The organism is Amycolatopsis pigmentata (assembly GCF_042684065.1).
Lineage (GTDB): Bacteria > Actinomycetota > Actinomycetes > Mycobacteriales > Pseudonocardiaceae > Amycolatopsis_E > Amycolatopsis_E pigmentata.
Genome location: NZ_JBHUKR010000020.1, coordinates 355,780 through 382,722 on the forward strand (window position 1 = coordinate 355,780; position 26,943 = coordinate 382,722).

At 67.1% G+C, this 26,943-nt stretch carries 1 protein-coding gene; it reads right to left on the reverse strand.

Annotated elements, in window-relative coordinates; genetic code table 11:
- Window positions 1–33: 33 nt before the first annotated feature.
- Window positions 34–26,940 carry a WXG100-like domain-containing protein gene (locus ACFSXZ_RS31025; protein WP_378268997.1) on the reverse strand — a complete coding sequence of 8,969 codons (26,907 nt, stop codon included), beginning with the start codon at window positions 26,938–26,940 and terminating at the stop codon, window positions 34–36.
- Between the last annotated feature and the right edge of the window lie 3 nt (window positions 26,941–26,943).

Consider the following 26,943-nt stretch of genomic DNA (forward strand, 5'->3'; position numbering starts at 1 on the left):
CACGCACGACACGGTTGGCATCGCGGCGAGAGTTCACGCCTTTCCGAACAGCGCGCGGGATTCCGGCGGAAGGTCTTCGACCCTGACCGGCAGGGGGTGACTGCCGTCGGGCGCGAACAGCAGCCAGCGCGGCGGGTCGTCGGCGTCCGCGCCCAGCACCAGCGCGATCACGTCCCGCCACATCGAGGTCGACAGGTCCGCGGCGAACTCGGGCGTCACCGCCCAGGCCGTGACCAGCCGCAGGCCGCCCAGCCACGGCACGAGGCGGCCTTCGATGCCGGGCACCGGGATGTCCTCACCGGCGTCCGCGGCCGTCCGCATCTGGTGTTCACGCGCGAGATGGGCGTACTCGACCAGGTCGTAGCGGCTGATCTTCTCGCCCGGTGAAAGCCTGCCGAGCGGCGGATGGACCGCCACGAACGCTCCGTCGGCGCCGTCGACGATCGCGTAGACCTGGCCGAAACCGGAGCCGATCTCGTCGATGGTCTCCGGTGTCACCAGCCGCCACGTCCCGGCCTCGGCGTCCACAAGGTACAGATCCTTCCGGTGGCGCAACAGGTTCAGGACCCGGCCACGCCGCGGCGTCGCGGTCCCGTCCTGCCGGATGTCCACCAGATACGCCTGCGCGCCGTGTTCGTTGAGCCGCGCGGCCACCTTCATCAGTCCCCTGGTGCCGCTGCCCGCCAGTTCGGGAGCACGGCCGACCAGGCGCTGGGCCGCCCTGGGCGGGTCCACGAGCACCGTGTCCGCGTTCCGTGGTTCGCCACGCCACGTCGAGTACAACGCCAGCCCAGCGCGCCCACCCGACAACTCGCCCGTCCCCACCCGAAGATCACCCCCGGCCCCCGTGCCCCGGACCAGGCCGGCGATCGACGGCGGAGCGGGGAACTGTGTCCCTGGCGGTGCCATCGCGTGGGCCTTCGCGTCCGGTATCACGGCATCCTTGTCGACCAGGGTCGAGGACTCGCTCACCGACCGCTCGTCGGCCGACGGCTCGGCACGCAGTCTCCTCACGACGATCGCGGCGAATTCCCGCGCCATCGCGGTCTTGGCGGCTTCGTCCTTCTCCGGGTCGCGGAAGATGTTCGCGATGACCCCCTTCACCTTGTCGCCGAATCCGGTGTCCCACAGGTCGTCCACCGCGACGCCCGCCTCGGCGGCGGCGGACCGCAGGACCGCGTCCGCACGCTCGGATTCGCCGGGGGTGGGCGGTACGGCGATCCTCGCCGCGATCTGTTCGACCTGAATGCGCATCGAAGTCTGTTCTTCCGCGGCAAGCCTGAAGACATCCTCGGTGACGTCCGGAACTTCGACGCGAAACACCTGAAGCCTCAAGCGACTCGGCCCGGGGCCCGTCTCGCCGCTTTGAGCCGGTTCAGGCGCACGAGAAATCGGTGCGGACGAAGGAGTTCCGGGCACCCGGGCTGGAGTCACGTACACGCGAACCATGCCGGAGAACATCGACTTCGGGTCCAGGGCATCGCCCGCGGCGTCCCGCATCACCACCTGGTTGCCTTCGCGGATCGCGTTCCAGGCCTGCCCGGTCCCCTGCGCAGGGTAGGCGATCACCGTCGACACGGTCTTTTCCTTGCCGGTGGCCCGGACCTCCTCGTTGACCTTCATGAGCGCCGCGACGCCGACTCCGGCCGGCCGTGGCACCGGGATCTCCTCGTCATCCCGCGCGTCCGGCCGGTTCGCCAGGACGGCCGTCAGGCCGTTGGCGTCGGTGATTTCCTCCACCAGCCGGTCGCGGCCGGCCGTGCGCCCTTCACCGGACCTGGCGATGAATTTTTCGGTGTCATCGGCATACGGATAGGCGTGGTTGAGGTATTCGCCCCGGGCCGTGACCGGGGCTCCGTAAAGGCGCTCGAACTCCGCGAACACGCGGGGCGGCACGATCGCGCCGTCAGCGCCGAACACTCGCACCCGGCCGTTCTGGTGGAGGATCAGCCATTTTCCACTCGGTGTTCCCCGCTCCCCTTGCCGGTAACCGAGCAGCGCGGTCCAGGCGCCGGAGACGGTGTCGTCGTTCGCCTCGGGGATCGTCGTGCGCCGGACGATCTCCTCCAACCCGGGGTCGCCTCGGTCGAGACGTTCCGGCACCGGGAGGGTTGTCAGTGCGAGGCTGTTGCCCGACGCTTCCGCGATTTCCCCGATATCCGTGCCCAAGGCCTCGAGAAGGGGGCGGAAATCGTCCGGAACGGCCGTGGAGCCGGGCGGCGCGACCTCGGACAGCGCCGCGAGGTCGTCCGGCCCGGGGGGCCTGGTCCGCATGAGTCCGGCGAGGACGACGGAAATCCGCTCGGCGGCGGCGAACGCGCCGGACTGCCCACCCAGGTAGCTCGCCACCATCGTGACCAGTTCGTCGAGCACCGCCAGGTCGCGCAGCTTGCCCACGTCGTGAGTGCTTTCCACGATGACGAGCGCCTCGCGTGCCTGCTCCTCGGTGGGCCGCGTCGCCTCCGCGGCCCCGGTTCTGATGAGGTCGATCGTCCGCAACACGCGCAGGCGTTCGTCCAGATCGTCCACTATGGACTCGGCGTACGCGATGGCCCGCGCCTTGAGATCCCGTTGCCTGGCAAGCTCGGCCGCCTCGTCCCCGTCGCCGGACGGAACCGGCGCGGGCCGTGGGTTCCGGATTCCGGAGGCGGGCGTGCCGTCGCGCCAGTCGGCCAGCGCGAAGATCTTCGAATGCGCGTCGAGCGCCTCCGGAGTCGCTTGGACCGAGGTCCCGGTCGCCAGGTCCACCAGGTGTACCGTGTGGCTCCCGCCGACGAGAACCCACGCGCGCAGTTCGTCCGGATCCGTTTCCGCCGCACGCGGCTTTTCGATCAGGATCGCCGCCGCGCCGTCCCCGCCTTCACCGACCACGCGAACGAGCCCGTCGAACCCGGACTCGACCGTGCCGAAGGGCACGGGCTCGCGCGCCAGCACCAGTTCGAGAGGTTCGTACCGATCGATCTCGCCGCCGACGCCGAGCGCGCGCTGATAGTGGAAATGGGTGGTGTAGTAATCCAAAGCCGCGGTGAAATGCTTGATATGCGTCAGTTCACCGGGCTCTTGCCGGGCGGTGGCCAGCAGACCGTCCGCCATGTCCCACAACAGACTCTCCACATCCGTGCCGGGATCGTGCCGCAGGCGTGCGGTGACGATCTGGATCAGCGCGATACCCATCCCGGAGCGCAGCAGCGCGAGCCCCTCGGGATGCCGCGTGAACTCGTGGTACACCCGGTCAAGCTCGCTCCGCCGGTAGTCCCACAGCTCCGCATCGCCCACTTCGGCCCGGACCTTGTCCGGGGTCCAGGAGGAAACCCCGCTTCGGGGTGGCCGCACGTACTGGGCGAGCAGCATTCGGAGATCCTGCCGGTTCAGTAGGGAGAACGCCTCCCCGAAAACCTCCTCGTCCGGGAACGCTTTTTTCACCGCGACGTTCGCCCGGAGTTCGTTCTCACCGAGCGGAGCCTTCTCGTCGAGCTCTCCGTTTTTCTTGAGCGGCTGCAGCGTGTGGTACCGGCCGAAGTTGTTCAGATACCGCAGTGAAGAATTCGCCAGTTCGGCGGCGGCCATCACTTCGTGGTAGGTGTTCCGCTTGGTCCCCCTCCTGACGGCGTACAACGCCGCGCGGATCATCGCCAGGTCCAGCCCGGCGTCCTCGTTTTCGTTGAGGAGCGTGCCCATGCGCAGTGCCCGGTAGACCTCCTGGGAGATCCCGCTCCAGATCAGCGCGCCGGACTTCTCGCCCTCCCGGTGCGCGGGTGCGTCCAGCCGCAACTCCCGCTGCGGTTTGAACCAGGTCACGACCTCCCGGTGGTCCCTGTTCCGCGTCCGGGCGATCCTTCTCTCCCGGTCGCTGAGCGGAGGCTTTACGGCGGCCACCGGCTGACCCGTACGCAGCGCTTCTTCGGCGCTGTCGAGCTCCGCGATCGCCGACGCGTCGCCCCCTTCCAGCGCGGCGGTGGCCACCGCCTTGTTGTACCGCCTTGCCCCGCTGGTAATCCGCAGGCCATCCCGCTGAGCGCGGATTTCCGGAGGGTCACCCGTCCACCCGTGCAGTTTGCCGGGCGCGGCGAGCCGGTCGGTCATGCGGTCCAGCAACGCGGCGAGTTCGCGAATGTTGCCCTTGCGCACCACCGCGGGCGCGTCGCGCGCGGCACCGGGGATGCGCTTGTCGGTCTCGGCAATGCGCTCACGCTCCGAAGCGGTCAGCTTGTTCCACAGCTTTTCGACAAGCTCCCTGAGCGCTCGCTCCATCTCGGGCCGGTACCTGTCCACCAGATAATCCACCAGCCTGAGTTCGAACTTCTCCGCTGCGTCCGGATAGCGCCATCCTGCGCCGAACCAGGCACGCGCGAGAGGGGGAAGGTCATCGAGGCGCGCCGGTACCGAGGAGACGCCGTTCTCCTCGTTCACGAATGTCCCGTAGACCCGGCTCACCTTACCGAACACCAAGATGTCCAAAGGTTGCCGGCCACCGTCGGCATCGACGACGAAAACCTCACGGTGACCGTCGCCGCCCGTGACGAGGTTCCCTACTTTACCGCCCACGCCGGACCGCTCAGGATAGAGAGCCGCCAGCAGGGAACCGGGTTCACCACGCGCCAGGAGCGCGACGGCCAGCAGCGCCATCCCGCCGATACCGTCACCGGCGTAGGGCACCTCGTCCGGCAGGACAGGGGCGAGCGGGGATTTCTGTGACCAGTAGTATTCGAGCGCCTCCTTCGCGTCGTCGAGGCGCAACAGGGCACCGATGGAAAGCGAACCGGCATGCCCGGGAACCCGCTCCTCGAACTGTTCCGCGGCAGCCTGCGCGGGCGACTCCCGCGGCGGGACCTCGGCGCTGGCGAGGACGTTCCCCTTGAGATCGACAACGACCGCCCAGACCTTGTCGAGGTTCTTGAACTCGCTCGAGGTCCGCTCGGCCCTTCTGATGCGGCGCTCTCCGGCGTCGAGAATCATCACGACGCCGTGATAGTTGAGCACATACCAGGTCCGGCGCCGCTCGCCCTCCCTCTCCGTCACCATCACCGCCGCCGCGCCATGCCCACCGCGCTCGACCGTTCGCAGGACCTTCTCGGTCCCGTCGGCTTGGTGACGCCTGTCTTGGAAAAGACGGTGCCGCTCCGAGGCGATCAGGTCACGCGGGTCGTGCGCGTACCTCGCGCCCAAAGCCCGGTGGAGGACTCCGTGGAGCGTCAGAACCTCGTTGGCACCGTCGGTCGTGCCGAACGGGTAGGAGAAATTCGGGCCGTCGGCGTGATGGCCACCGATGACCACGGAGTCCGTCACCGGGTCGAAGAGCACCGTGTAGAGGGTCCCGTGGAATCCCCCGGCGATGTCGTCGGACAACGTCACCCGGTCTCCGTCGGCGTCCAGGACCCGCAAGTTCCCGGTACCGTCCACCACCACACCCCACGACCCCGCCGTGCTCGGCATCCTCCCGGACGGCACTCCTATGACGACGCCGGCCGTGCCCGGCTTGGCGTTTTTGACCAGCGGATGGTCACGCAGCGACGAGATGCCGCGGCTGCTACCGATGATCATCGGCACATAGGAGGTGATGCGTTCGCGCGCGTCTCCCCGGTAGCCGAAACGTTCAAGGAACAAGGAGATCAGCGCGAGGTTGTCGTCGAGGTGCGCGACATCTCGGTAGGCGGGAAGAAACGAATGCAAGAACGGTTGCCCGGGAAGCCGGTCCACCCGGTCCGGCTCCGGGCGGGTGGGCCCGGTCCTCTGGAAGGACCGGAACAAGACCGGCTCCCCGCCTGCCGTGGACATCCGGCGGGCCCCGAAATCCGCCAGCACGCTGTCGTCGGGCTCCATCGCGGTCCCGTGCAGCCATTCCTCTACGGTCCATTCTCCGGTGAATGTCCTCGGTATCACGGGTCCGGCGGGTTCGATGACCATTTCGTCGCCGGTGGGAGGTGCGCCGCCGAGGAGCCGCCCCGGGGTGGTCGACTGCCCGTAGAGATCCTCCACAATGGACCGAGCGACCAGCTTCGCCGTGGCTTCCCCGTAACCGTGGTAGGTCGCGGCGATCACCTCGCGTGCCGAGTGCTCCAGGTGCTGCCCGCGGAAGGAGGCCAGGCCGCTGCCCGTTTCCTCCTCCAACTTGCCGAGCGCCTCCTCCAGCAGACCCTCCGCCCGCTCGAAGTCACCGGAGGTGTACCGGCCGCGCGACCACTCCGCTTGGGCCTCCACCTCGGTGTCGGTCCACGGGGAAATGCCCCAGGGGGAGCGCGCGGGGGCGGAGAGGTAGAACGTGCCGTTCTGGGGCAGATCGCGGGTGACCTGATCCAAAGTGGACACGCCGGTGATGGTCCAGGCCTGTCCGGCGTCGCGTGGGGGGCCTGGGGGGTAATGGACCAATCCCACCTTCGCGTTCGGGTTTTCTTCGAAGAGTTCCCGGATCTCCGTACGCACCACTTCGAGGCTGTCCGCGCCCTTGGCGGCGAGTCGCGGTATCCAGACCTTCCTTTCTCCCTCGTCATCCTCGGAGATCTCGGTGAGCATGTCTTCGACACCCTCGACGTCGGTGATCACGTCAACGGCGGTGGTCAACGGAATCCGTCCGCTCAACGGGCCCACCCGGTCGAGCAGTTTCGCGGCACCCCGGTCGGGGAACGGATGGTCACGGCCGACCCACTTGAGATTCCGGTCGACCACGGTCAGGTAATACCGGTCGAAGCCCTCGATTTCCTCCTGGGGAATCGGGACCGTCCTGCCGTTACCCCGCACGAGAACGAACTCGGCGCTCCCGGTTCCCTCCTTCGGACCCAGGTTGGCGAAGACCCACGATTGCGCCATCTCCCGACCGCGGTAGCCGGTCAACCTCGCCGTCGTGCCGCGACCGCCCACGCTCATGCGATCGTTCAGTTCCTTGAAAGCCTGTCGCTGGTTACCGGCGTACGCGGGCGTGTAGGCGGGAAAGGGCCTCGTCATCCGGTGCCTCACCGTGTCGAGCTCACGGGGGTGGTTGACCATGACGTCCACCTCCGAATGCAGCTTCAGCACAGTGACGAACTCGGTGACGTCACCGACCGCCCGGGTGAGCTGCGTGAGGCTGTCGAGCAGCGCACCGGGGCCGTGCCGGTCGATCAGCGCGGCGGTCTGGTCCGCGTGCGGGTGGGCGCGAGCTTCCTCCTCCGGACCGGGGGCAGGCGATTCTTCACCGGTGTCCGAGGACGAGGAAGACAGGGTGACCAACGACCGGTCGTCGGCACCCATCGCCGTCACGTACCCGTCGTCGAAGTCACCGTACTCCGACGCCCGCGTGGGGCCGTTCCGCCCGCTCACCCGCATGAGCCGGCCGCGCTCGGTGAACACGATCAACGCGACGCCCTTGCCTCCGGTGTAACCGAGGAACAGAGCGAACGCGCTGTCACCGTCGTCGCGCACGTCGTCGAAGATCTGGGGCTGCTCCGCGTCGGTGCCTCGCATCATCCATCGCGGAGGGTGGACGAAGGTGTTGCCCAAGGTGCCGCCCCGCAGGGAGGCCAGCCGTTCGAGCGCGCCGGAGAGCATTTCCGGATCGACATCGGTGACCCAGTTGGCGATCGCCTCGAGCGGGATCTTCGCCCGGCCCGGCACCACCATGATCAACGAACGGGCCCGCTGGTCGAATGCCGGACTCGGCGCGACGCGCTTGTTGTTCTTGCCGATCACGACCGCGTAGAGCCTGCCACCGCCTTCAACCACGTCGTCGCGCGCCGGGAACGGCGCACCCTCGCCACTCCACATCTCGACGCGACCCGCGCGCTTTTTCAGCAACCACGCCTGCCCCGGCGCGCCCGGCTCCGGGTACACGTGCACGACCGCGTACCGGCCGTCCTCACCCCTGCCGACCTGCCTGATGACCCTCGCCATCTCGGCACCGGTGCCGATCAGTTCGACTTCGTCGAAGGGGGCGTCCTCCGGGACCTCGGCGAGAACGGGCTCGAGCCCGTTGACGTCGGGGACGAGACGCAGGAACTGCTCACGGGACTTGCGAACGCCTCGCGGGTACAGGGCGATCGCCCTCGCAGTCGCGTCGGTGAAGGGATAACCGAGGACCGGTTTGTCGTCTTCGCCGACCGCGGACGCATACACCAGGTCCGCGCTGTCCAGTTCGTCCGCCCATCGTTCCTCCGGCACCGGCGCGCCCTCGTCCGTGCCGTTCTCGCGATAGAGCCGCGCTCCGCTCGCGTCCTGAAGGAACGTCCACATGCGACCCTCGTCCGCACCCTCCCGGTAGCCGATCACCGCCACCGACGAAAGACCACCACCCCGGCCGGCCAGTTCGCGTACGGCGCGCAGGACCTCCCCCTTCCGCACACCCTTCGCGGTGTGACGTAGGAGCGTCTGGGGATAGAACGGCAACGGGCTCCCGGGCGCCTGCGGACGGTGATGACGCCACAGGCGTCGCAGCCCCTTCCGAAGATGCGGGACATCGGTGATCCACCTGGGCGCGGAAGAGACGTCGAGGCCATCCTTGGTCCAAAACGCCAGAGATCGTGCCAATTCGGTTCGGTTGCCGAGTCCGAAAGTGTCGATGGCGTCCCCGGGACCGGAGGTGGCGAACACCGAAAGCTTCGCCCGGTCGTTCTTGCGCGGAATCGCGTAGACCACGTCCTGCTCACCGATCCGCGTTTCCCAGTCGTGTACCTCCTCCCCGCTCATGCTGTTCCGGAGGACCACGCGCCCCTGTTTGAAGAAGACGTTCCACCCGATACCGTCGGTCCCCGAGTACACGACCGTCATGACGTCGGCCGGTTTCCCGTTCTTCCAGGTGCCCAGAATGACGTGGTCGGCAATGAGGCTCATCGCGCCGGGACCCGCCCCGACCCGGACGGGACGGTACTCGTCGATTTCTTTCGCACCCTCGTCGATTTCCCGGTGCGTATCGAGGGTCCCGGACAAGTTCACCACGTCCGGTAGTTCCTTGGCGAGGCGCTCACGGCTCGCCGCCGCGCCGTCAAGTTCTTCGATCAGTACGTCGATCCGGTTGCCGTGCTCACCGGTGAGACGTTCGTGGTTCCCATCCGGATCGACCGGCATCGCGAAGAACTCGTCATAGGAGCCGAGTTCGCTCAGATCATCCACCCACTCCCCGGTGGCGAGATCGTAAACCGTCGTGCTTTCGCCGTCATGTCCGAGCAGCCAAGCGCGTCCGCGAGGGGAATTCCGCCGGTAACCGATCATTACGACGGTGGCGGTCCCGGCGTCTTCGCCGGAAGGCTGAAACTCCAGCCAGATTCCGACGTCGTTCAGGCCGGTTTCACCATGACCGGCGAACTGAGGTCCGCGGAACACGGTGTCCGGACCGACCTCGTAGCCGGGCTCGCGACCATACTGTCTCCGCTGCGCCTCGATCACCTCGGAGAGATCGTCGGCATCGATGATGACATCGGTGATCCGCACCGGGTGCTCCGGCAGTCTTCCCGCCGCGCGGTCGAGAACGAATTTCCGCGCATCACTGAGGTCATCGCGGAAGATCGCGTACAGTTCGCCCGGACCGGCGAAATCGTTGCCCATGAAGCCGGCCGGATCCGTGTAGGAAATCCTGCCCACCCCGTCGAGGGTCACGAGGAAGTTGCGCCCGTCGCTTGTCCCGTCCGGATACTCGGTGACGACCGCGCTCGCGTTCCGAACCCCGAGCCTGAGCCGTTTCTCGATCTTCCGGCGCGCCTCTTCGCCGCTTCCGAAGGATTCTCCTTCGTGATAGCGCGACAGGCCGGCCCGGCCACGGGCCTCCCGGTCCGCCTGGTCCGCCCGGTCGTGGAAATCCCGCTGGAAACGGAACGCCTCGGCGGCACCTCTCGGCCGTCCGATGAAACGATCTCCGGACACGGTGGAGACATACAAATGGGAGGCCGCGAATTCTGGGGCCGGATTTTCCACTGTGGTCCTGGTCACGGCGTCGACCACCTCGACCGCCGGGCCGACCTTCGTCACCAGGTAGGCCCGTTGAGCCCCGTCCCGGTACCGGAACAGCACCGCGGACGCGCGGTCCCCACCGCGGCCGAGAAGTTGCGTGACCTCCTGGTATCCCCGCACCGCCTCGGGGACGAAGAACAACGGCCGGCCGTCACCCTCGAAAACCCCGCGGAACCTCGCCTGGGCCACGATGGCATCCCAGGCCCCCGGCACACTCTCGAGCTTGGCCTGTAGCGTGCCGATCTGATCCTGCGAGAGCGCTTCACCCGGCCGCGATTCGGCGAGCCAGTCCCCGACGGCGTTCCGCTCGGGCACCACGAGTTGCGGAGTCGCCGGCATGTCGGAGTTCTCCGACCCCTCGTCGGAGGCCAAGGACGGCATCTCGACGTCCGACTGATCGCCCTCGGAGTCGTCGATGTCCATCTCCGGGCTCGCGCCGCCGGGCAACTGTTCAGGGGCGGACTGCTCCGCGTACAGGCCGGTCACGATCTCCCAAGCCTTCTGGTACGCGACCTGGTGGGCCTCCTCCGGGCTGACGCCGGGCTTCTCCCCCTCGGCATGCAGTATCTGCGCGATCACGATGGTTGCTTCCCGTTCCAAACCGGACAGCCCGAAACCATGCAGAGCGACGCCCTCGGTGGTCCACAGATTCCTGTTCGCCACCCTGAGCAGCTCCGACGCCGACTCGAAGTCAGCCCCGGTGTAGCGAGCCCTGGACTGCGCCAGGTCGTGCACACGTCGGCTCATCGGCACGGACTCGTCTGGCGGGGCGGACGGTTCCGGACGTTCACGATTCGCCGCAGTCAGGTCATAGAACTCCAGGCCTCGGCGACCCATCGCGGCCACGAAGACATCGTCGACATTCCTGACGACCGCTCGGCCGGAAACTCCCGAACCGGCTATCTCGGTGAGTTCGGTCCTGCCGGTGTGGGGATTCACCTGGTTGCGCACCAGCCACACCTCACCCACCTTGGCTTCGCCACGCCCCCGGTAACCGAGGAAAAGGGCGAACGCGCCCTCCTCGGCGGTGCGTAGCAGCCTCAACGCCTCCCGTTGCGGGTCTTTGCCAGAGCCCGCGTTTCGTGGCGGGAAAACCTTCGTGCCGTCCAGTCCCCGGTTATGAATGACACCCACATGCGTGAGCACCCGGGTGAGCTCCCGCTCGTCGATGTCGGTGACCCAGTCGAGGATCGTCCGGAGCCTGATCGTCTGCTCTCCGTCCGGCACCCGATCCACCAGTGCTTCGGCCTGGGGCCGGTCGGACGGCGAGCCGGTCACGTCGTTGCCCGCGGCGTCATACACGGTCCCGTAGAAGTGGACCAGGCCGCTCAACAATTCGGGATCGTCCTCGAGGAGGAACGTCGATGTCCGATACCGCATCACGACGTCGTCGCCGGCCTTCGTCATCCGGAACGCCCGGCTGAAAACCCCCGGGCTGCTGTATCCGAAGATCACCGCGTGGTGTCCGCGCCGCCGGACACGATGGCGGAATTCACTCATGGCGCGCTCGGCCGGGGCGATCGAACGGGGTGTCGCCACCGTTTCACCGGCTTCGAACACGTCTTCGCCACCACGGACGTTACCGATGAGGCCGAGGAACTCGGAGACATTCATCCGGGTGCCCGGCGGGTGGGCCGTGAGGGTTCCGGCGGCCGCGTGCACCATCCAGTCCGGGGTGCGCGCGCTGCCGTCGTCGCGGCTCGCCGAGGTGTAGACCGTGAGGAAGGGACCGAACTCGGCCTCCCAGTCCTCCACCTCGCTTCCGTCCACGCGTTTCAACCGTGAGCCCTGCGCCACCCAGGCCTTGCCCCTGCCCTCGGCCGGGTAGGCGATCACGACCACGGAGTGGATGCCGTTCTCCGCCGCCAGTTCGCGCACCTTGCGTGGGACCTCGGTTTTCGGTCCCGTGACGCGCGACGGGAAGAACTTCACTGTCCGGTTCGCGTAGGCCGCCAGGAGCGCGTGGATGCGGTGCAGACCGTCCACATCGGTGATCAGCGGGACCGCGAACGAAAGGTCGGGCGCCGTGGGGGCGTAGCCCGTCAGCTCCCGTATCACCTCGGTCTCGTTCTTGTACCTGAACAAGAGCTTGAGCTGTGTCGGAATCCGCAGGCTCTGGTCGTCCACCGGCGCGACGGACAATTTCGCCCGGTCCTCCCACCGCGCGATCGCGTAAACCTGGTCGAAGGGAGCGATCCACGTACGCCAGTCGGGCATCGCCCGGTTCTCGGCGTGGTTCCAGACGATCACCTGGTGGTGCTCGTCGCGCACGTGCAGCGCGACACCCGGTCCCCTTCCGCCGGGGAGGACCACAATGATGGTATCCGCGCCGTGGCCGCCGAGTCCGACATGAAGGGTGGCGCGCTCCAGGGCATCCTCCCCGGTACCGAGATCCACCAGTGCGTACCTGTCGCCCTCGCGGAGGAATCGGTCGAATTCCCGGTGCGCCCGCAGGGCTTGGCGAATTCCCACGACATCACTCAGGCCACCCTCCACGCTCCGCCGTGACAACAGTCGTGCCCCGTAGACTTCCCTGAGCACCCCTATATTGTGAGGTGCCATCTCACCGAGACTGCCGAACGTCCGGTCCGGCCTGACCGCGATCGTGAAGTACGAGGTGAACCCCGTGAACCCCGTGGACCCCGGCGTCGCCCAGGTGCGCGTGACGGCATTCCAGACCCGGTTGGCGCCCGCCCTCCGTTCGGTCAAGAAGGCCTGGCCGCGGCCGTCGTCCCGGTAGGCGAACATCACCACGGAGGCACCGTCACCGTAGTGGTCGAGCCATTTCACGATCCTCTTCGCGGTGACCGCGAAGTCGCCGGTCAACTCGGGTCCGGAGAACTCCGTATCCGGCCCGACATCGTAGTTCAGCGCCCCGTCGTAGAGGGCCGACTGGGCTTCAAGCGCGGCCGCGCTGCCATCGACATCCCGTATCCACCCGGTCAGCGGCGCCCGGCGGCCAGGCCGGCCGGCGACCAGCGCCGTCGTGTCGTTCGCGTACGCTCCCCGTGCGGTGCTCGCGCCCGGCTCCTCCCCGGACCGCTGCTCCGGCACGGCGACCGCATCCGGTCCCTCCTCCGTCGCGGCCTCGCCGGCCTCGCTCACCTCCATCATGTCCACTTCGGACGGTTCGGTATCCTCTTCGTCCCAGCCTTCGCCGGAAGCGTCATCGGACTCTTCACCGGGATCTTCGTCGGACTCTTCATCGGACGACGAGTAGACGGAGTCCATCCAGTCCTCGCGATCCTCGGGATCCGGTCGCCCGGACGCACCACGGATCGCCAACGTCAGCTCGCCACCGGACGTCCGCGCGACGCCCAGCTCGGTCGCGACCCTGCCGATGTACTCGGGCGTTCGCTCGAGTCCGGTGAGAATCCTCATGGCCGCGACGACGACAAGATCCCCGGCCAGTCGGTCATCGTCGGTCGCGACCGCCCGAGAGACGATGCTCTCCGCCTCCTCGACCAGTTCTTCGTCGTCGAGCAGCGTGGGCATGGACCGGAGTATCGCGGCGGCGGTCCGTCTGACATCTCCCGTGGAGGTCCACCGGAGGGCCGGACTCAACGTGGTCCCCAGTCCGGCTCCGATCGCCTCGGCGATGGCGTCCTCGAACGGGCCGTCGATCTCGTCCGCGATCAGGGCGACCACCTCGGCCGCCGCGTGGCTCGGGATCTCGAGACCTTCGAGTTCCTTCGTGTCCTGGCTGAGGCTCACCGCCTCCCGCGCACGGTTCCAAGCCTCCTCGTCGCTCTGGACGTTCCTGTCGGCGGCCGCGTCCCGGGCTTCGTCGAAAAGGGCTCTGGTCCAGCCAAGTTTCAGATCCGCGGTCATCTCCGCCATGAGAGTCCATGCCGCGGCGCGGTTTTCCCTGGGGTCTCCGGGACCGGTCAACTCGTCCAGGATCACCACCGCGAGTTCGTACACGCCATAGGTCCGGCCTCGGAACGCGCGCGTGCTGACATGGCTCAGCACTGTTTCGAGCGCCTCATCCCAGTGCTCGCTCCCCTTCGGATCCTCGCGCTCGTCGCCCGCGGTCAACCGATCGTATTCCTCCACCACCCGGTCGTCGCTCCACAAAGGACTCCTGGCCATCGCTTCGACGACGTCGCGCTCGCTGATTTCGGGGAACGTTTCCCGGAGGTGGTTCACCATCCGGATGACGTCCTCGATCTCGTAATGCCGCTCCTCGAGGCTGCTCCGATACGGTTGCAACGTCACCTTCAGATCCACGTCGGCCACGTCGGACGCGGTCACGTCACGGAGAACACGGCGGACCCCGCGAGGACTCCACCCGCCTCTCAGGTCGTCCGCCATCCGCAGGGCGGCCTCCGATACCGCGGCGGACTTCTGTTCGTCGGATCCGTGGGTGAAGTAGTGGATATAGCCGAGGATGCTGATCAGTCGAGTGGTCATGCCGGGCGGGACGCTCACCGGATTGAACCTGGTGAGCAACACCTTTCTCACCCACTCCACCGCGGGTTCATCCGGATCTCGCAACCACGGCGCCACATCCGTCGCGAACTCTGATCCCGCGACGACCAGCTCCGGCGTCCAGGACCGGATGCCCATGGGGTTGACCATGTCTTCCAGCGGGAAGGGCTCTCCACCGGGCTTCTCGCCGGACTCGTCCTCGGGGTCCAGCCGGAAGTCCTCCCCGATTTTCGACCGCCAGCCTTCGGCGGTGAGCCGCAGACCCACCGTGATCGCCTCGACGACATGGTTTTCGAAAGGACCGGCCAGTAGCGCGGAAACGCCCATGACCACGTTCGTCAGGTCGGTCACCCCCAGAGGGCGATCGTGGCTCGCGAGAGCCTCGCGCAGTGCGTCCAGGTCGTCGGCCAGGAGCAGCGCGTCTCTCGCGCGATCCAGCGCCGCGTCCGCTTCGTCCGAATCCCCGGCCACGCTCGACGCGAAGGCGTCCGCGGCTTTGCCGATCTTCGGTGGTGTCCAGCCGAGATCCAGTTCTTCGGCGATCTCCCCCAGAACCGCCCACGCGTCCTCGATGTTCTCCTGAATTTCCCCTGGAGCCAGCAACACGTCGGCGATCACCAGGACGACGTCGCCCAGGTCACGCTCGTTCACCTCGACGAGGTCGAGGCGAGCCGCGACCATCTCCTTCGCCAGCCCGAAGATCTTCGCGCTGTTCACCGGCGATCGGGCCTCCAAGGCGGCTTCCACGCGTGGCCCCGTTTCCCGGATGTCCTCCTCGGTCCATACCGGGCTCGCGGCCATGGCCGTGATGACGTCGGCGGCTCTCACATCGAAGTGTCGTTCGAGATAGAGCGCCACGGCCACGACATCGTCGATGATGTAGTCTCTGCGCTCCAGCGCCCTCCGACGCGCTCCGGCCGCCGCGTACGCCGAGGCGATCAGATCCGCGTCGGCATGATGGAGCTCATCGAGCGCGCTGGTTCTCAGTGTTTCGGCCAAATCGGTGGACAGACCGCGCTCCTGCCGCAAGCGGGCCACCAGCCGGGAGCCCTCCGGACGCGTCGTCCCCAGAATGCGCGCGACGCGGCGCGACCACTCGTAGATCTCCCTGAAGCCCTTGTCTCCCAAAGCGACAAGCCGATAGGTGACGGCATACTCGAGCGCTTCTCGCTGCTCCTTGGTGAGCTTTTCCAGGTCATGAGTCATCCTCACGATGGCCGCCGCGAGTCTGCGGTCGGAATCGTCCTCACGCAGGAAGCGCACCACTTCCCTTACCCTGTCCGGCTCGAGGCGGGGAGTCGGACGGGGATTGACGAGGCCCTCGATCAACCGGAGTTCCGCGATGTCGGCAGGTCGCTTGCCGCTCAGATCTCCCCAGAGATCGGCAGGTCGCTTGCCGCTCGGATCTCCCGGGAGAGGCGAGGACCGGCCGTCCGCGTTGGGGCCCAGGCTCCACTGGACAATGCGTTCGGTCTCCGTTCCCTTCCGATCGACGTAGGGCACCAAGCCGATCTCCGTCGTGCCGCGTTCGCCCACCACGACATTTCCGACGACGGGTTCGCCGTTCGTGTTCAGCGCGAAGACGAAGGGCCAGCGCAGATCCTTCAATTCCTCTCGCTGCTTCTTCGACAGGGAGCCGCCGGAGGACCCCACGAACAGGTAACCGATCTTGTCCGGCGATGGGATCACGTTCACCACGGCGCCCTGTCTCAGGATCACCTCCTCCACATCGCCTGTTTCCGTGCGCACGACTTCCGGCCTGATGTCGAACACCACCGCGGTCGCGCCTGGACCCGCGCCACGAGAGGAGAACAGTTCGGTGATCCTGTTCAACAGGTCGGCCCCGTCGTAGGGAGGCGCGACTTCCTTCAGTACGTCCTCGTCCTTGCCCTGGTGGACGACAGCGTCGTTCAGCAGATCGGTTATGCGTTTCCTGCCCAGATTCTCGGCTCCGCCGAGCCTGTTCACGGTGGCCCCGATGGTTTCTCCGAGCCTGGCGATCGCGGCGAGCATGTCGGCGGGCTTTGTGCTGCTCTCCTCCGGCGTGCCGGCGGGCTGTTGGGCGGTTTCCTCCGGCGTGGCGGTGGGCTTTTCGCCGCTCTCCCCTGGTTTGGCGGTGGGCTTTTCGCCGCTCTCCCCCGGTTTGCCGGTGGCGGTGGTCGGCTCACCGGCGTCCTCCAGCAGACCGTCCCCGGGCCCGACGTAGTGCGCTACGTACATCTCCGTCCTCATCACCGGCACAGCGCTCGAGTGCGCGGCACGCCATTCCGCCTGGAATCCGAATGCGCCCCGGTCGTTCACGACCTCGTTGAATTTGTAACTCCAGACGATCTCATCGGGCCGCTCGCCGGCGCGGGGTAACGTGATGCTGCGCGAGATGGTGAGATGTTCCGCTGTCGCCATCCTGAAGTTTCTGCGCATCGTGCGTGCGCTGCCCGCTCGTGCGGCACCCAGCCCAGCGGCGAGTCGCCGTGACACCTCGGGAATCGACGCCTCGCCGGCCCCACTCACGCTCGCGATCCAGGCGACCACCCGTTGCATGTCGGTGACCGTGTGGCCGATCGGACCGAGCCTGCGCGCGTCGAAATCGCGGGGAACGACCTCGTGCGCCACCCGCAGGAACTCCGAAGAAATCTCGGCGTCCCATGCGGAATTCCGCGCCGCGTCGATGTCCCGGAGAGCCACCTCCAGCCGCGCTTCCTTGTGCTCGTCCTGAGGGGGTTGTCCGACCGTCCCTTCGACCGTCCCGTCGTCCGGATCGGAGTCCGAGTCCGAGTCGGAGTCCGAGTCCGAAAAGACCGACGCCGTCCAGGCCCCGCGGTCGGCGGGATCCGGCCGTGATGCCCCGCCGCGAAGGGACATCGGCGGGGCATCGGCCGGCCGGCTGGTGCCCAGGTCCGACGCCATTTCCGCGGCGAGCAACTCCGCCTCCCGGAGGTTCACCTCCGGGTCCCCGGGGAGGGCCAGCCCTCTCGCGATCATTTCGGAGACACCGTCCGCCAGCCCGATCACCCCGCTTTCCGCCTCGAGTGTCCGGAGTGCGTCCGCATCGTGGTACCGCGAGGCGATTTCAACCGCTTGTTCCGACGCGGTGACCAGTTCCGCGGCCTTCTTCAGCGCGGCGGAATTCTTCGCCACCTCGTCACCGTCGGTGTGGTGCCAGGTGTCCGCCACGATCCACACCGCCGCATCGCGCAAGTCCCCCAGTGTTTCCGGGTCGCCATACGCGGACACGAACGCCCGCCCCTTGGAGAACAACTCCCGCCGCCCCGCCTCATCGAGGACAGCCAACCGGTCCTCCGCGAACGCACCCTCACCACGAATGACCGCCGGACGCCACCACGGCAACGCCCACGCCCGCAGCACCGGCTTAGCCCTCTCGCTGGGCGGAAGATAACCACCGCGCAAGCCCGTGGGCACCTCGGAAGGTCCGCCGGATTCGCCCTCCCTGGCCGGCCCGGCTTCCGGCGCGACCTCCTCCCAATCCGGACGCATCAGTCGCAGCCGCCTGGCGATACCTGCCGAGTATTCGCGCAACGCCTGGAGGTCGTGGGTGGTCAGCCCCTTGTCGGCGACGACGACCGCAAGGTCCGTGCGTTGTTTCTGACCGAGTTCCTTGAACTGGAAGGTCTGCTCCACGACCAGCCGGGCGTCGGTCATCGCCCCCCTGTCCCGGACGAGTTCGGGTCTCTCGCGTCTGATGTGGTCGGCGAACCGGCTGACATCCTCGAAGTGGTCCAGGTTCCTGCCGGGAGCGACCTCGGTGTTCAACCCCCGGCCGATCGCCTGAGCCACGTTGGCCTCCAGCGACGGATCCGCCATTCGGCCCATACCCGTTGCGCGAACGGAGTAGACCATCCGAGTGACGCTGGGGGGCAGGATGCGCCGGCCGGTGAGCACCCTCCAGTCGTGGGTGTACTCCACCGCCGCATCCGCACGGCCCAGGTCCGGGTCGTCGGCCGGCGGTCTCGGCAACCGGCCGAAGGCCGTTTGGAACCCTTCCTCCGTCCAGCCCAGGTCGAGATCCCTGGCGATCTCGGCCATGACCCTCCGCGCCTCCGCGATCTTCCAGCCCATGGGCTCGGGGCCGTCCAGGACATCGGCGACGATATTCATCAACGCCATCGAGAAATCGAGGTCATCGGCAATGACGTAATAGCTCACGAAATTCAGGACAATGGGGACAGCCGCGCTCATCAAGGCGTCCCGGTCCGCGTCGGACAGGCGACGGAGCCTGCGGCCCGCGCGAGCACCATCGGCCAGCACAAGATTCTTGGACCAGACCATGGTCCTTGCCATGGTCGCGACGAACTGCCGGATGTCGCCGTGGTATTCCCGTGCGTAGGACGCGGCGGCCCTGACGACATCATCGATCTCGTAGAACCTGGCCAGCCTCGGGCGACGTTCTTCGGCCGCGCCGCGCGCGAGGTTGCGCGTCTCCTCGGGGATCTCCGCCAGTTCCGGGGCGACGCGCAACCTCCGGCGCACCCCGTTGGGGGTCATCCTCGTGTTCAGGTCATCCGCCATGAAGGTGGAGATCTTCAGGACGAAGCCGTCCTTGTCTTCGGAGACCTCCTGCCGGGCATACCTGAGGACATCGTGCGCGGCGTTGTTCAGGCCGTCTTCGTCGAGGCGGTCCAAGTCGTGCCGCGCTATCAGCCGCACGCCCACACTCTGGTCTTCTCCGGGCTCCGGTTCAGGCAGGAAGGATTGTGCGAAGACCGCCTGCACCCTGAGCCTCGACCGCGTCCATTTTGTCCGTTCCAATGCCTCGGCCACGGTGCTCGCGGTGCGTCCGACCCGCAGGTGAGCGGGCAGCCAGGCGGTATCCGGTAGTGCCGTACCCAATGAGTCCGCCAGAGCACGGGAGTACTCGAAGGCGCTGGTACCCGAAGCGGTGGCCCGCCCGAGGTACTCCGCGACTATTTCGACGAGCGCCCGGACTCTCTCGGCCGAGATCTTCCGTTTGTCGTGCGTGGTGTCCACAATGGCCTCGGCCAGGGCCATGTTTCCCTTCCATCGTGCCCTGTCCGCCGCCTTCAGTTCATCCAGCGCGGTGCGCGCCTCGGTCCACCGGTGCTCCAGGTCCGATCTGGCCCATTCGGTCTCCGGGTCCTTCACCGCCACACCGCCGGGCGATGATGTCGTCGCTTCGGCGCGTTGACCTCGCCGGGGGTCGGCGTTGCCGACGACGACCGAGCCGTCCGTGGCGATGCCGATCGCATACAGGGCACGCAGGCCGTCGAGCCGGGTCAGTTCGGCATCGGTCAACCGGACGCCCGAGGAGTCGGTCACCGCGAATTCGACGTGCTCCCCCTCGTTCCCGGCTCCCGCACCCCCGGCCTTCCCGCCGACCGGGATGATGTTCAGCACGCGACCTTGAACGCTCCGGGAGCCGCTGCCCGGAACGAATTCGAAAATCATGGCGCTCGGGTACCGGCCCACCCCAGGATGTCTGAGCCTGCGATACAGTTCGTCCAGCCCGCTCCGGCCGCTGCCGACCGACTCCGCGGAGGTGTAATCCGGAACCGGAGTGGTCTTCACGCGGGGGTCCAACCGGGCCAGCCTGGCTCGATAGGCCTGCTGGAAGGCGAACGCGCCCCGGTCGGATCCGGTGAAGGGCAGATTGTCCGCCGGTTTCGCCGGGTTGGAGATCGTCACCTTGACCGTGGTCGCGTGCTGGCGGATGGATCGCGGCGGCACGCCCGCGGGCCGCAGGACGTCCAGGACCCTCCCGATCTCCCGGGCGATCCGGCCTCGATCGAGATCCTCCCTTTCGGCACTGACCAGGGCGACCAGGCGGATCATGTCGGCGATCGAGAACCGGATCCTGGCGAGCTTTCGCTCGTCCAACCATTCGTGCACCACCGCGTCCGCCTCGGCCAGGATCTTGTCGCCGATGTGAGTACTCCACGCCTCGTCGACCCGCTCGCGAATGTCCGGCTCGGACCACTTCGTCTCCAGGATTTCCGCGAGCACTGCCGCGGTCCGGAAGGGATCGCCAGTGCCGCTCTCGCCGTCACTGATGGACGCGACCAGACCGATCAGGTCGGTCATGGAGAAATTCAGGCCGGTGAGCTTCTTCCCGTTGTGATAGGTGTAGACCGCGACGCGGGCCCTCTTCATCGTCTCCGGATCGATCTCACGTTTCTTCGTAAGGAGTTCACGAAGCCCGTTCTCCGTCCATTTCGTTCCGAGCGCCTCCGCGAGGCCCATCGCCGCCTGCCGAACGCTCACCAGGCGCTTTTCGGTATCGATGAAATACGCGATGACCTTGACCATCTCGTCGACCGAGAACCCCATCGCGCCGAGCTTGGCGGGGTCGTGGTATGCGAGTACCTCGACGCGTACCTGCCGCAGAAGTTCCTCGTCGAGATCCTCCGCCTCCGCTTCGCCGAGGATCTCGACGAAATCAATCTCGGTCCAGCCCATTTCCAGGCTCGTGGCGATGTCGGCCACCGTCCGCAGCGCCGCTTCGATCCCTTGGCGATGAAGAACGTCGGCCACGATCACCACGACCCGGTCGAGGGAGCCGCTCTCCTTCAGGGTCTCGAACCCCAATCTGACCTGGATCACGGCCAGTGTCTCCGCCCGGAGGTCCTTCCATTCATACCCCTCGAATCCGCCGGGTAGTTCGCTCAGGTTGCCGCGCGCCACCTCGGCGCCTTCGGTCAGCGTGGGGTCGGTCCACTCGACCCGCGTGTGCGTCGTCTTGGGCGTCACTGTCCGGCGAATCCATCTCGGCAGCTTGCGAAGACGCTCGGTGAGCGGGAATCTGAGCGGAGTTATGGCGCGCAAGGCCTCGTCGCCCGGCATACGAGAAGTACCCAGCGCGTTGGTGAGCCCCACGGCGACCACCTGAATGGTGGAAGCGTCCAGGTAACCATCCTTCGCCAGAGTCGCCACCACACGGATCACATCGCCGGATGAATAGCCCCTTTCATGGCCGGCCTGCTCGTCGTGATACTTCCGGACCGCCCGCTCGGCCGCGGCCCACACCGTCTCACCGATCTCCGCCCTGGTCCGGGCGCGTGACAGGAAAGCGCGGAAACGTTGCGGGTTCCAGGACGAGTCCGAAACGGTGACCAGTTCCGCGGCCTTCTTCAGGGCGGCGGAATTCTTCGCCACCTCGTCGCCGTCGGTGTGGTGCCAGGTGTCCGCCACGATCCAAGCCGCCGCGTCGCGCAGGTCCCGCCATGTTTCCGGGTCGCCGTAGGCGGACACGAACGCCCGCCCCTTGGAGAACAACTCCCGCCGTCCCGCCTCGCCGAGGACGGCCAACCGGTCCTCCGCGAAGGCACCCTCACCCCGAATGACCGCCGGACGCAAAACCCACGATGACGCGGCCCGCTCCAACCGGAGGCCACGGGTCGTAGGCCTCCGCCCGGTCTCCCACCCCTTCGCGAGTGCCTTCGCCACCTCCTCGACGCCCAGGTCCCGCCCCAAGGTGGCCACCAGCCGTACCACCTGCGAGCCGGAATATCCCCTCTTCCGGACCAGTCTTCCCCCGTGAAAATCCCGGACCGCGGCCCGCGCCTCGTTCACTTGACCGGCGTCGAGTTCGTCCGGACGGAGGGCTGCCACTTCCGCGAGGAAACTGCGCCTGTCCCAACGAGATCCCAGTCCCTCCGCGATCTCCCTGGCCTTCTCCAACGCCGCGGCGTCCTTGGCCGCCTCGTCCCCGGCCGTCCGATGCCAGGTGTGCGCGACCACCGACACCACCGCATCGTGCAAATCCCCCAACGCCAACGGACTGTTGAACGTCAACACGAAGAGACGAGCTTTCCGCGTCAACGCCGCACGCTGTCGGTCGTCAAGAACACCCAATTCGTTGACCGAATACGCCGCCTCCCCGAGAACCGTCGCCCGGCGCCACCACGGCAACGCCCGCGCCCGCACCAACGGCTTGGCCCTCTCGCTGGGGGGAAGATAACCACCGCGCATGCCCGTGGTCCTCCGGGACGGTTCGCCGGAGTCGACCTCCATGGCCGACCCGGCGTCCGGCGCGGGCTCGTCGTGTTCGGTGTCCACCTCCATTGCCTCGGCCCCGGACTCCTCGTCCGACTCGCTTTCCGGCTCGTCGTCGCCCCCGGCTTGCGATTCCTCGTCCGATGGCTCGCTGTCCAGGCCCCAGGCGATTCCCGCCGAAATGCGGCGTTCGGAGACCGCGACCCCTTCGATCTGTTCGAGCCGGGCGGCCACGTAGGCGACCACTGTGGCCATTTGTGACAACGAAAGGCCATCGTCGGCCAGCTTCGCTTCGTCGTGGCTTTCCGCCACCGCCTCGAACGCCCGGTCCCACCGGTCCTCATCGACCAGCCCGGACTCCACGGCGTCCCCCAGCACCGCCCAGACTTCTTCCGGAGTCCACTGCGAGTCCAGGTAGTCGGCGAGCCTGCGCGAGCGCTTCTGAGCGGCCTCGAACGCGGCTACGCTGCTGTCCCCGTTGTGAATGTCGAGTCCGATCAACCCGAGCACGACCTCGTAGCGTTCGAGGCGAAGCAGGAGCAATGGATTGTGCGCACTCGCCGCGTGCGCGGTGGCGATCCGGCGGATCTCTCTCAACCTGGCGCCGTTCAACGTCGCGAACACTCGCCGCGCCTCGGCGTGGTCCGAGGCGATTCTCTGTTCCATCCGCTGCGAGCGTTCCGCGCTGCCAAAAGGGACCGTGGCCGTACCCGGAACCACTTGACCACTTCCCGAGGGTCCCGGCTCCGCCGGCCGGGAGGTGGTGCCGAGAACACTCGCGAAATTCACGGAATCCGCGCGCGCCTGGTTCTCACCGGAGGTGAGGATCCGGCCCGCGATCACCGTGACCAGGTCGAAACGCAGAGCCCGCTCGTCAAGACCGGTCCTGTCGTGGGTCTCGTGCACGATGGCCTGTGCCGCGCGGATCGCACGCGCGATCGCCAGAGGGTCCGTCCCGCGCAGCTTCTTCGCATCCTGACGGATCACGTTCACGATCCAGTCCCGCTTCAAGGTGCCCAGGCCGAGCCCGATGTCGACGAGCAACCTGCGAGCTGCCTCGGGACCTTTTTCCTTCCACTCCGCTATGAGGAGCTGGCGAACGGCTTGATGCAGTCGTGGGCTGTACCGGCGAAAATCACTGCTGTCCGGTACCAGGTCGTTGACGGACATCAGCACCTCGTCGAGGACGTCGTACTGGGACAGATCCTTGACCATCAAGGCCCGGCGCGCTGTCTCACGCGCTGTCCACGGGCGGGTCCCGGCTTCACCGCTCGTCTCCTCAGGCAGGGCTATGCCGAGTTGTGTCGCGAGGTCCCGGCCGAGTTTGAGCCCGAATTCGACGATCTCCTGCTCGGGCGGGAGAAGTTCGTCGGGGACCGCGTATCTGCCCCCCATCGCACGCGCGATCACCTTGGTCAACGCGGTCTGGCGAGCGGCGGCCACTCGGCCCAAATCCATGGTCGCCAACATGATGTGGGCCGAGCGTCGCATCAATAGGTCGCTGAGAGCCGCACCGACATTACTGAGGTACGTTTCCGCCTGATTCAGTGACTCGGGGATCCCGGCGATTCTCCACCGGTTGTCGAGGGCGTCCTCGATAATGGCGTGGCCGTTCGCGTTGAAGCCCACCGCGTGGACTCCTCCCGGACCACCCCGGCCACGGAAAGCGTCGGTGAACTCCTCAAGGGTCGAACGTCGCACCGCCGCGCCGTCGTACGTTCTCAGGACGAGTTGGTCGGTCCTGGCCTCCGCGTTCGCCCTCCCCTCGTTCGTAATGAACCAAACACCACCTGGCCCGTCCCGTAACGGACGGACGACGATCAGTGCGATCGCTCCTCGTCCGTTCGCCTGTACTCGCAGGCCCGTGTCCCTTATCGCGTTCATGCCGGTACCCATTGGTGCGAGGGAGCCGGAAACGACCTTGGCAGAGATGTCCGGTGCGGCGTGGTGCCCGTCCAGGAAGTTCAGCGCCGAGAAAACGTGCGTCGCGTCGACTCGCCTGACCAGGTCGCGGAAATCGGAATTCCACCGCGAGGTCCGGGCGAGGTCGTTCTCGCTCCACACCGCCTCGGGGGGCGCGCCACCCTCCATCACTTCCGCCTGCACCGTCCGGGACCTCGGCGCCCATCCGGTGCCCAGGTCGTCCGCGATCGCGCGGGCGAATTGAGGGGCATACTGCACACCGGCACCCAACAGCTTCTCCGCGACGATCCGGACCACGTCGTCGTAAAGACCCCTCTCCACCAGACGAGACCGGCGGTGGATCTTGTTCACCAGCGTGGACGCCTCGATCATCGTCCTCTCGCCGGGCGTGCCCTGTTCACGGAGCGCGGCAGCGACCTCGCGAACATGCTTTTCGGTCCAGTAAGCGTTGTCTCGCGGCTCGTTGGTCGTCAACGGCGCGATATCCGGGGACCGGTCCTTCACACCTTGTTTGCCGGAGGGCATTTCGGTCTTGGCCGGTTCTCCCGCCGACGCGGACGCTTGGGCACTCTCCTGTCGTATCCGCTCGGGTGCCGGGCGCATTTTGGGTGCCAACGCCTTCGGCATCAGCCGGCCCTTCAGCCGCCTGGACGGAACCGCGCGAGGGCGCACCTTCCTCGGTTTGGCCCGGTCCGCCGCGCCCTTGCGCTCGGCGGCCTCAGCCGGGTTTTCACCAGGGTTTCCCGGCTCCGGAGGCGTGACCTTGTTCGTCGTGACACGCTCGTCCGGCAACTCGGGGATCGGCGAAGTGGTCACCTTCGCCAAGTCGATGGGTGGCGTCGAAGGCGGCTTCACGTCATCAGGGAGACCACTTTGCCCGTCTGGCAGGGATTTGTCCGGCAAGTCGTCAGGGGTTCGGTCCAGCAGCGGTTCCCCGTGCGTGGAGATACTCGACACCGACGATGACTCGGACGAGAGGGACCACACATCGCTGTCATCCTTCCGCGAACTCGCCGAGCCCCCCAGACTCACCGTCTCGTCATCGGAGACACTCTCCGGTGGAATCTCGTGCGGGGGGATTTCCCCGCCATGGCCATGCGCCACGAACATCGGCCCGTGGCCCTGGGGACCGTTCCCGTCCAGACCGTTCCCCTCCAGACCACTGCCACCGTGGCCGTTCCCCTCCAGACCATTTCCCTGGAGGCCGTTGTTCTGGTTGCCTCGGAATCCTTCGGGACCTTGAGGGAGCGGGCCGTCGTTCCCGGTGCGGAAACCGTTGCCCGACAGGCCTGGGTGGTCGTGACCACCGTTCGGACCCGCCATCGCGGGTGGCACCGTCCGCGACCGGACCTGAGGGGGATTCCCACCGGGTTGGCCGTGCCCACCCGACTGGCCGCCGTGCCCACCCGGCTGACCGTTCCCGCGACCCGGACCGCTCCCACCACCCGGACCGCTCCCACCGCCCGGGCCATGCCTGCCACCCGGACCGCTCCCACCACCCGGACCGCTCCCGCCACCAGGGCCATGCCCACCACCCGGACCGCTCCCGCCACCCGGACCGCTCCCGCCACCAGGGCCAATCCCACCACCAGGACCGGGGCCGATGGGCGCGCCGCCACGGCCGCCGGGGAGAGGCCCCTTCTCCGGGAAGTCGTCGTCTCCGTCCGAGTCGTCACCGTGCTCGCCGTGACCTGCGTGCGTCGGGCCCTGGGAAGACACGAGCCCGGCCACGATGGCGGCGAGGGTGAGTTTGGTGACGAACGCACCGAAGAGGTGGCCGGCGACACGCCCGACCCCGGAGGACGCGCCCGCGGTGAAGTCGGCCCAGTTCGCCGTCATCTGGCCGGTCAGCCAGGCCGTGCTGAAGGTCCCGGTCAGGCCCTCGTGCATCCCCTCGGAGATGACGTGTGACAACTGGTGCGCGAAGACCCGGTGCCAGTTGCGCTTGCCGTTCGCCTTGGTGAGGGCATAGTCGATCATCTTCGCCAGCCCATGGCCTGCCCCGTGCGTGACCGGGGCCAGGAGACCGCCGACGAACCCGACGACGCCCGCGTCCTTGAGGTATTCGACGTTCCACTGGTGGCGCTTGTAGGGGCCGTCCTCCATGAACTGGATTCCCTGAGCCGCCACGGTGACCGCCATCTGGTTGCCCAGGCTGATGCCCATGCCGATGATGGCGGCCCGCCAGTACTGGTTGAGCTTGTAGAACAGCCAAAGTTTCTTCTTGACGTAGCCCACCACGTCCATGATCACGTCCAGGACCTCGCCCAGCCGGCCGCTGAACCACACCAGCGCCAAGGGCCCGAAAACGAAATAGGCGATCGCCGCCCATTTCATTTCCTCCAGCAGAATCGTCAATTCCAGAATGACGATGTATTTCATGTACTCGACATCGAGAGCGAGTTCTTCCAGCATTTCACCCAATTGCCGGAAGAAAACCCCCGCGGTGTCGATATAATTGTTCTGCCCGTCCACGAACGGCGCCATGCCCGCGGCGAAGGCCTGCGCGGCCTGGCCGTCGAAGGACGATCTCATCGTCGCGACGGCACTACGAAGGGCCGGGCCCAGCTTCTCGGAGAGCTGGTACCCGGCCTTGTACCATGCTTCGGCCAGCGCACGCAACAGGTCTTCGTTCGCGTCCGGGAACTCGTCCCCGGTCACGATCAGGAAAAACATCCGGAGTTCGTCGCTGGCCATAAGGGCCATACG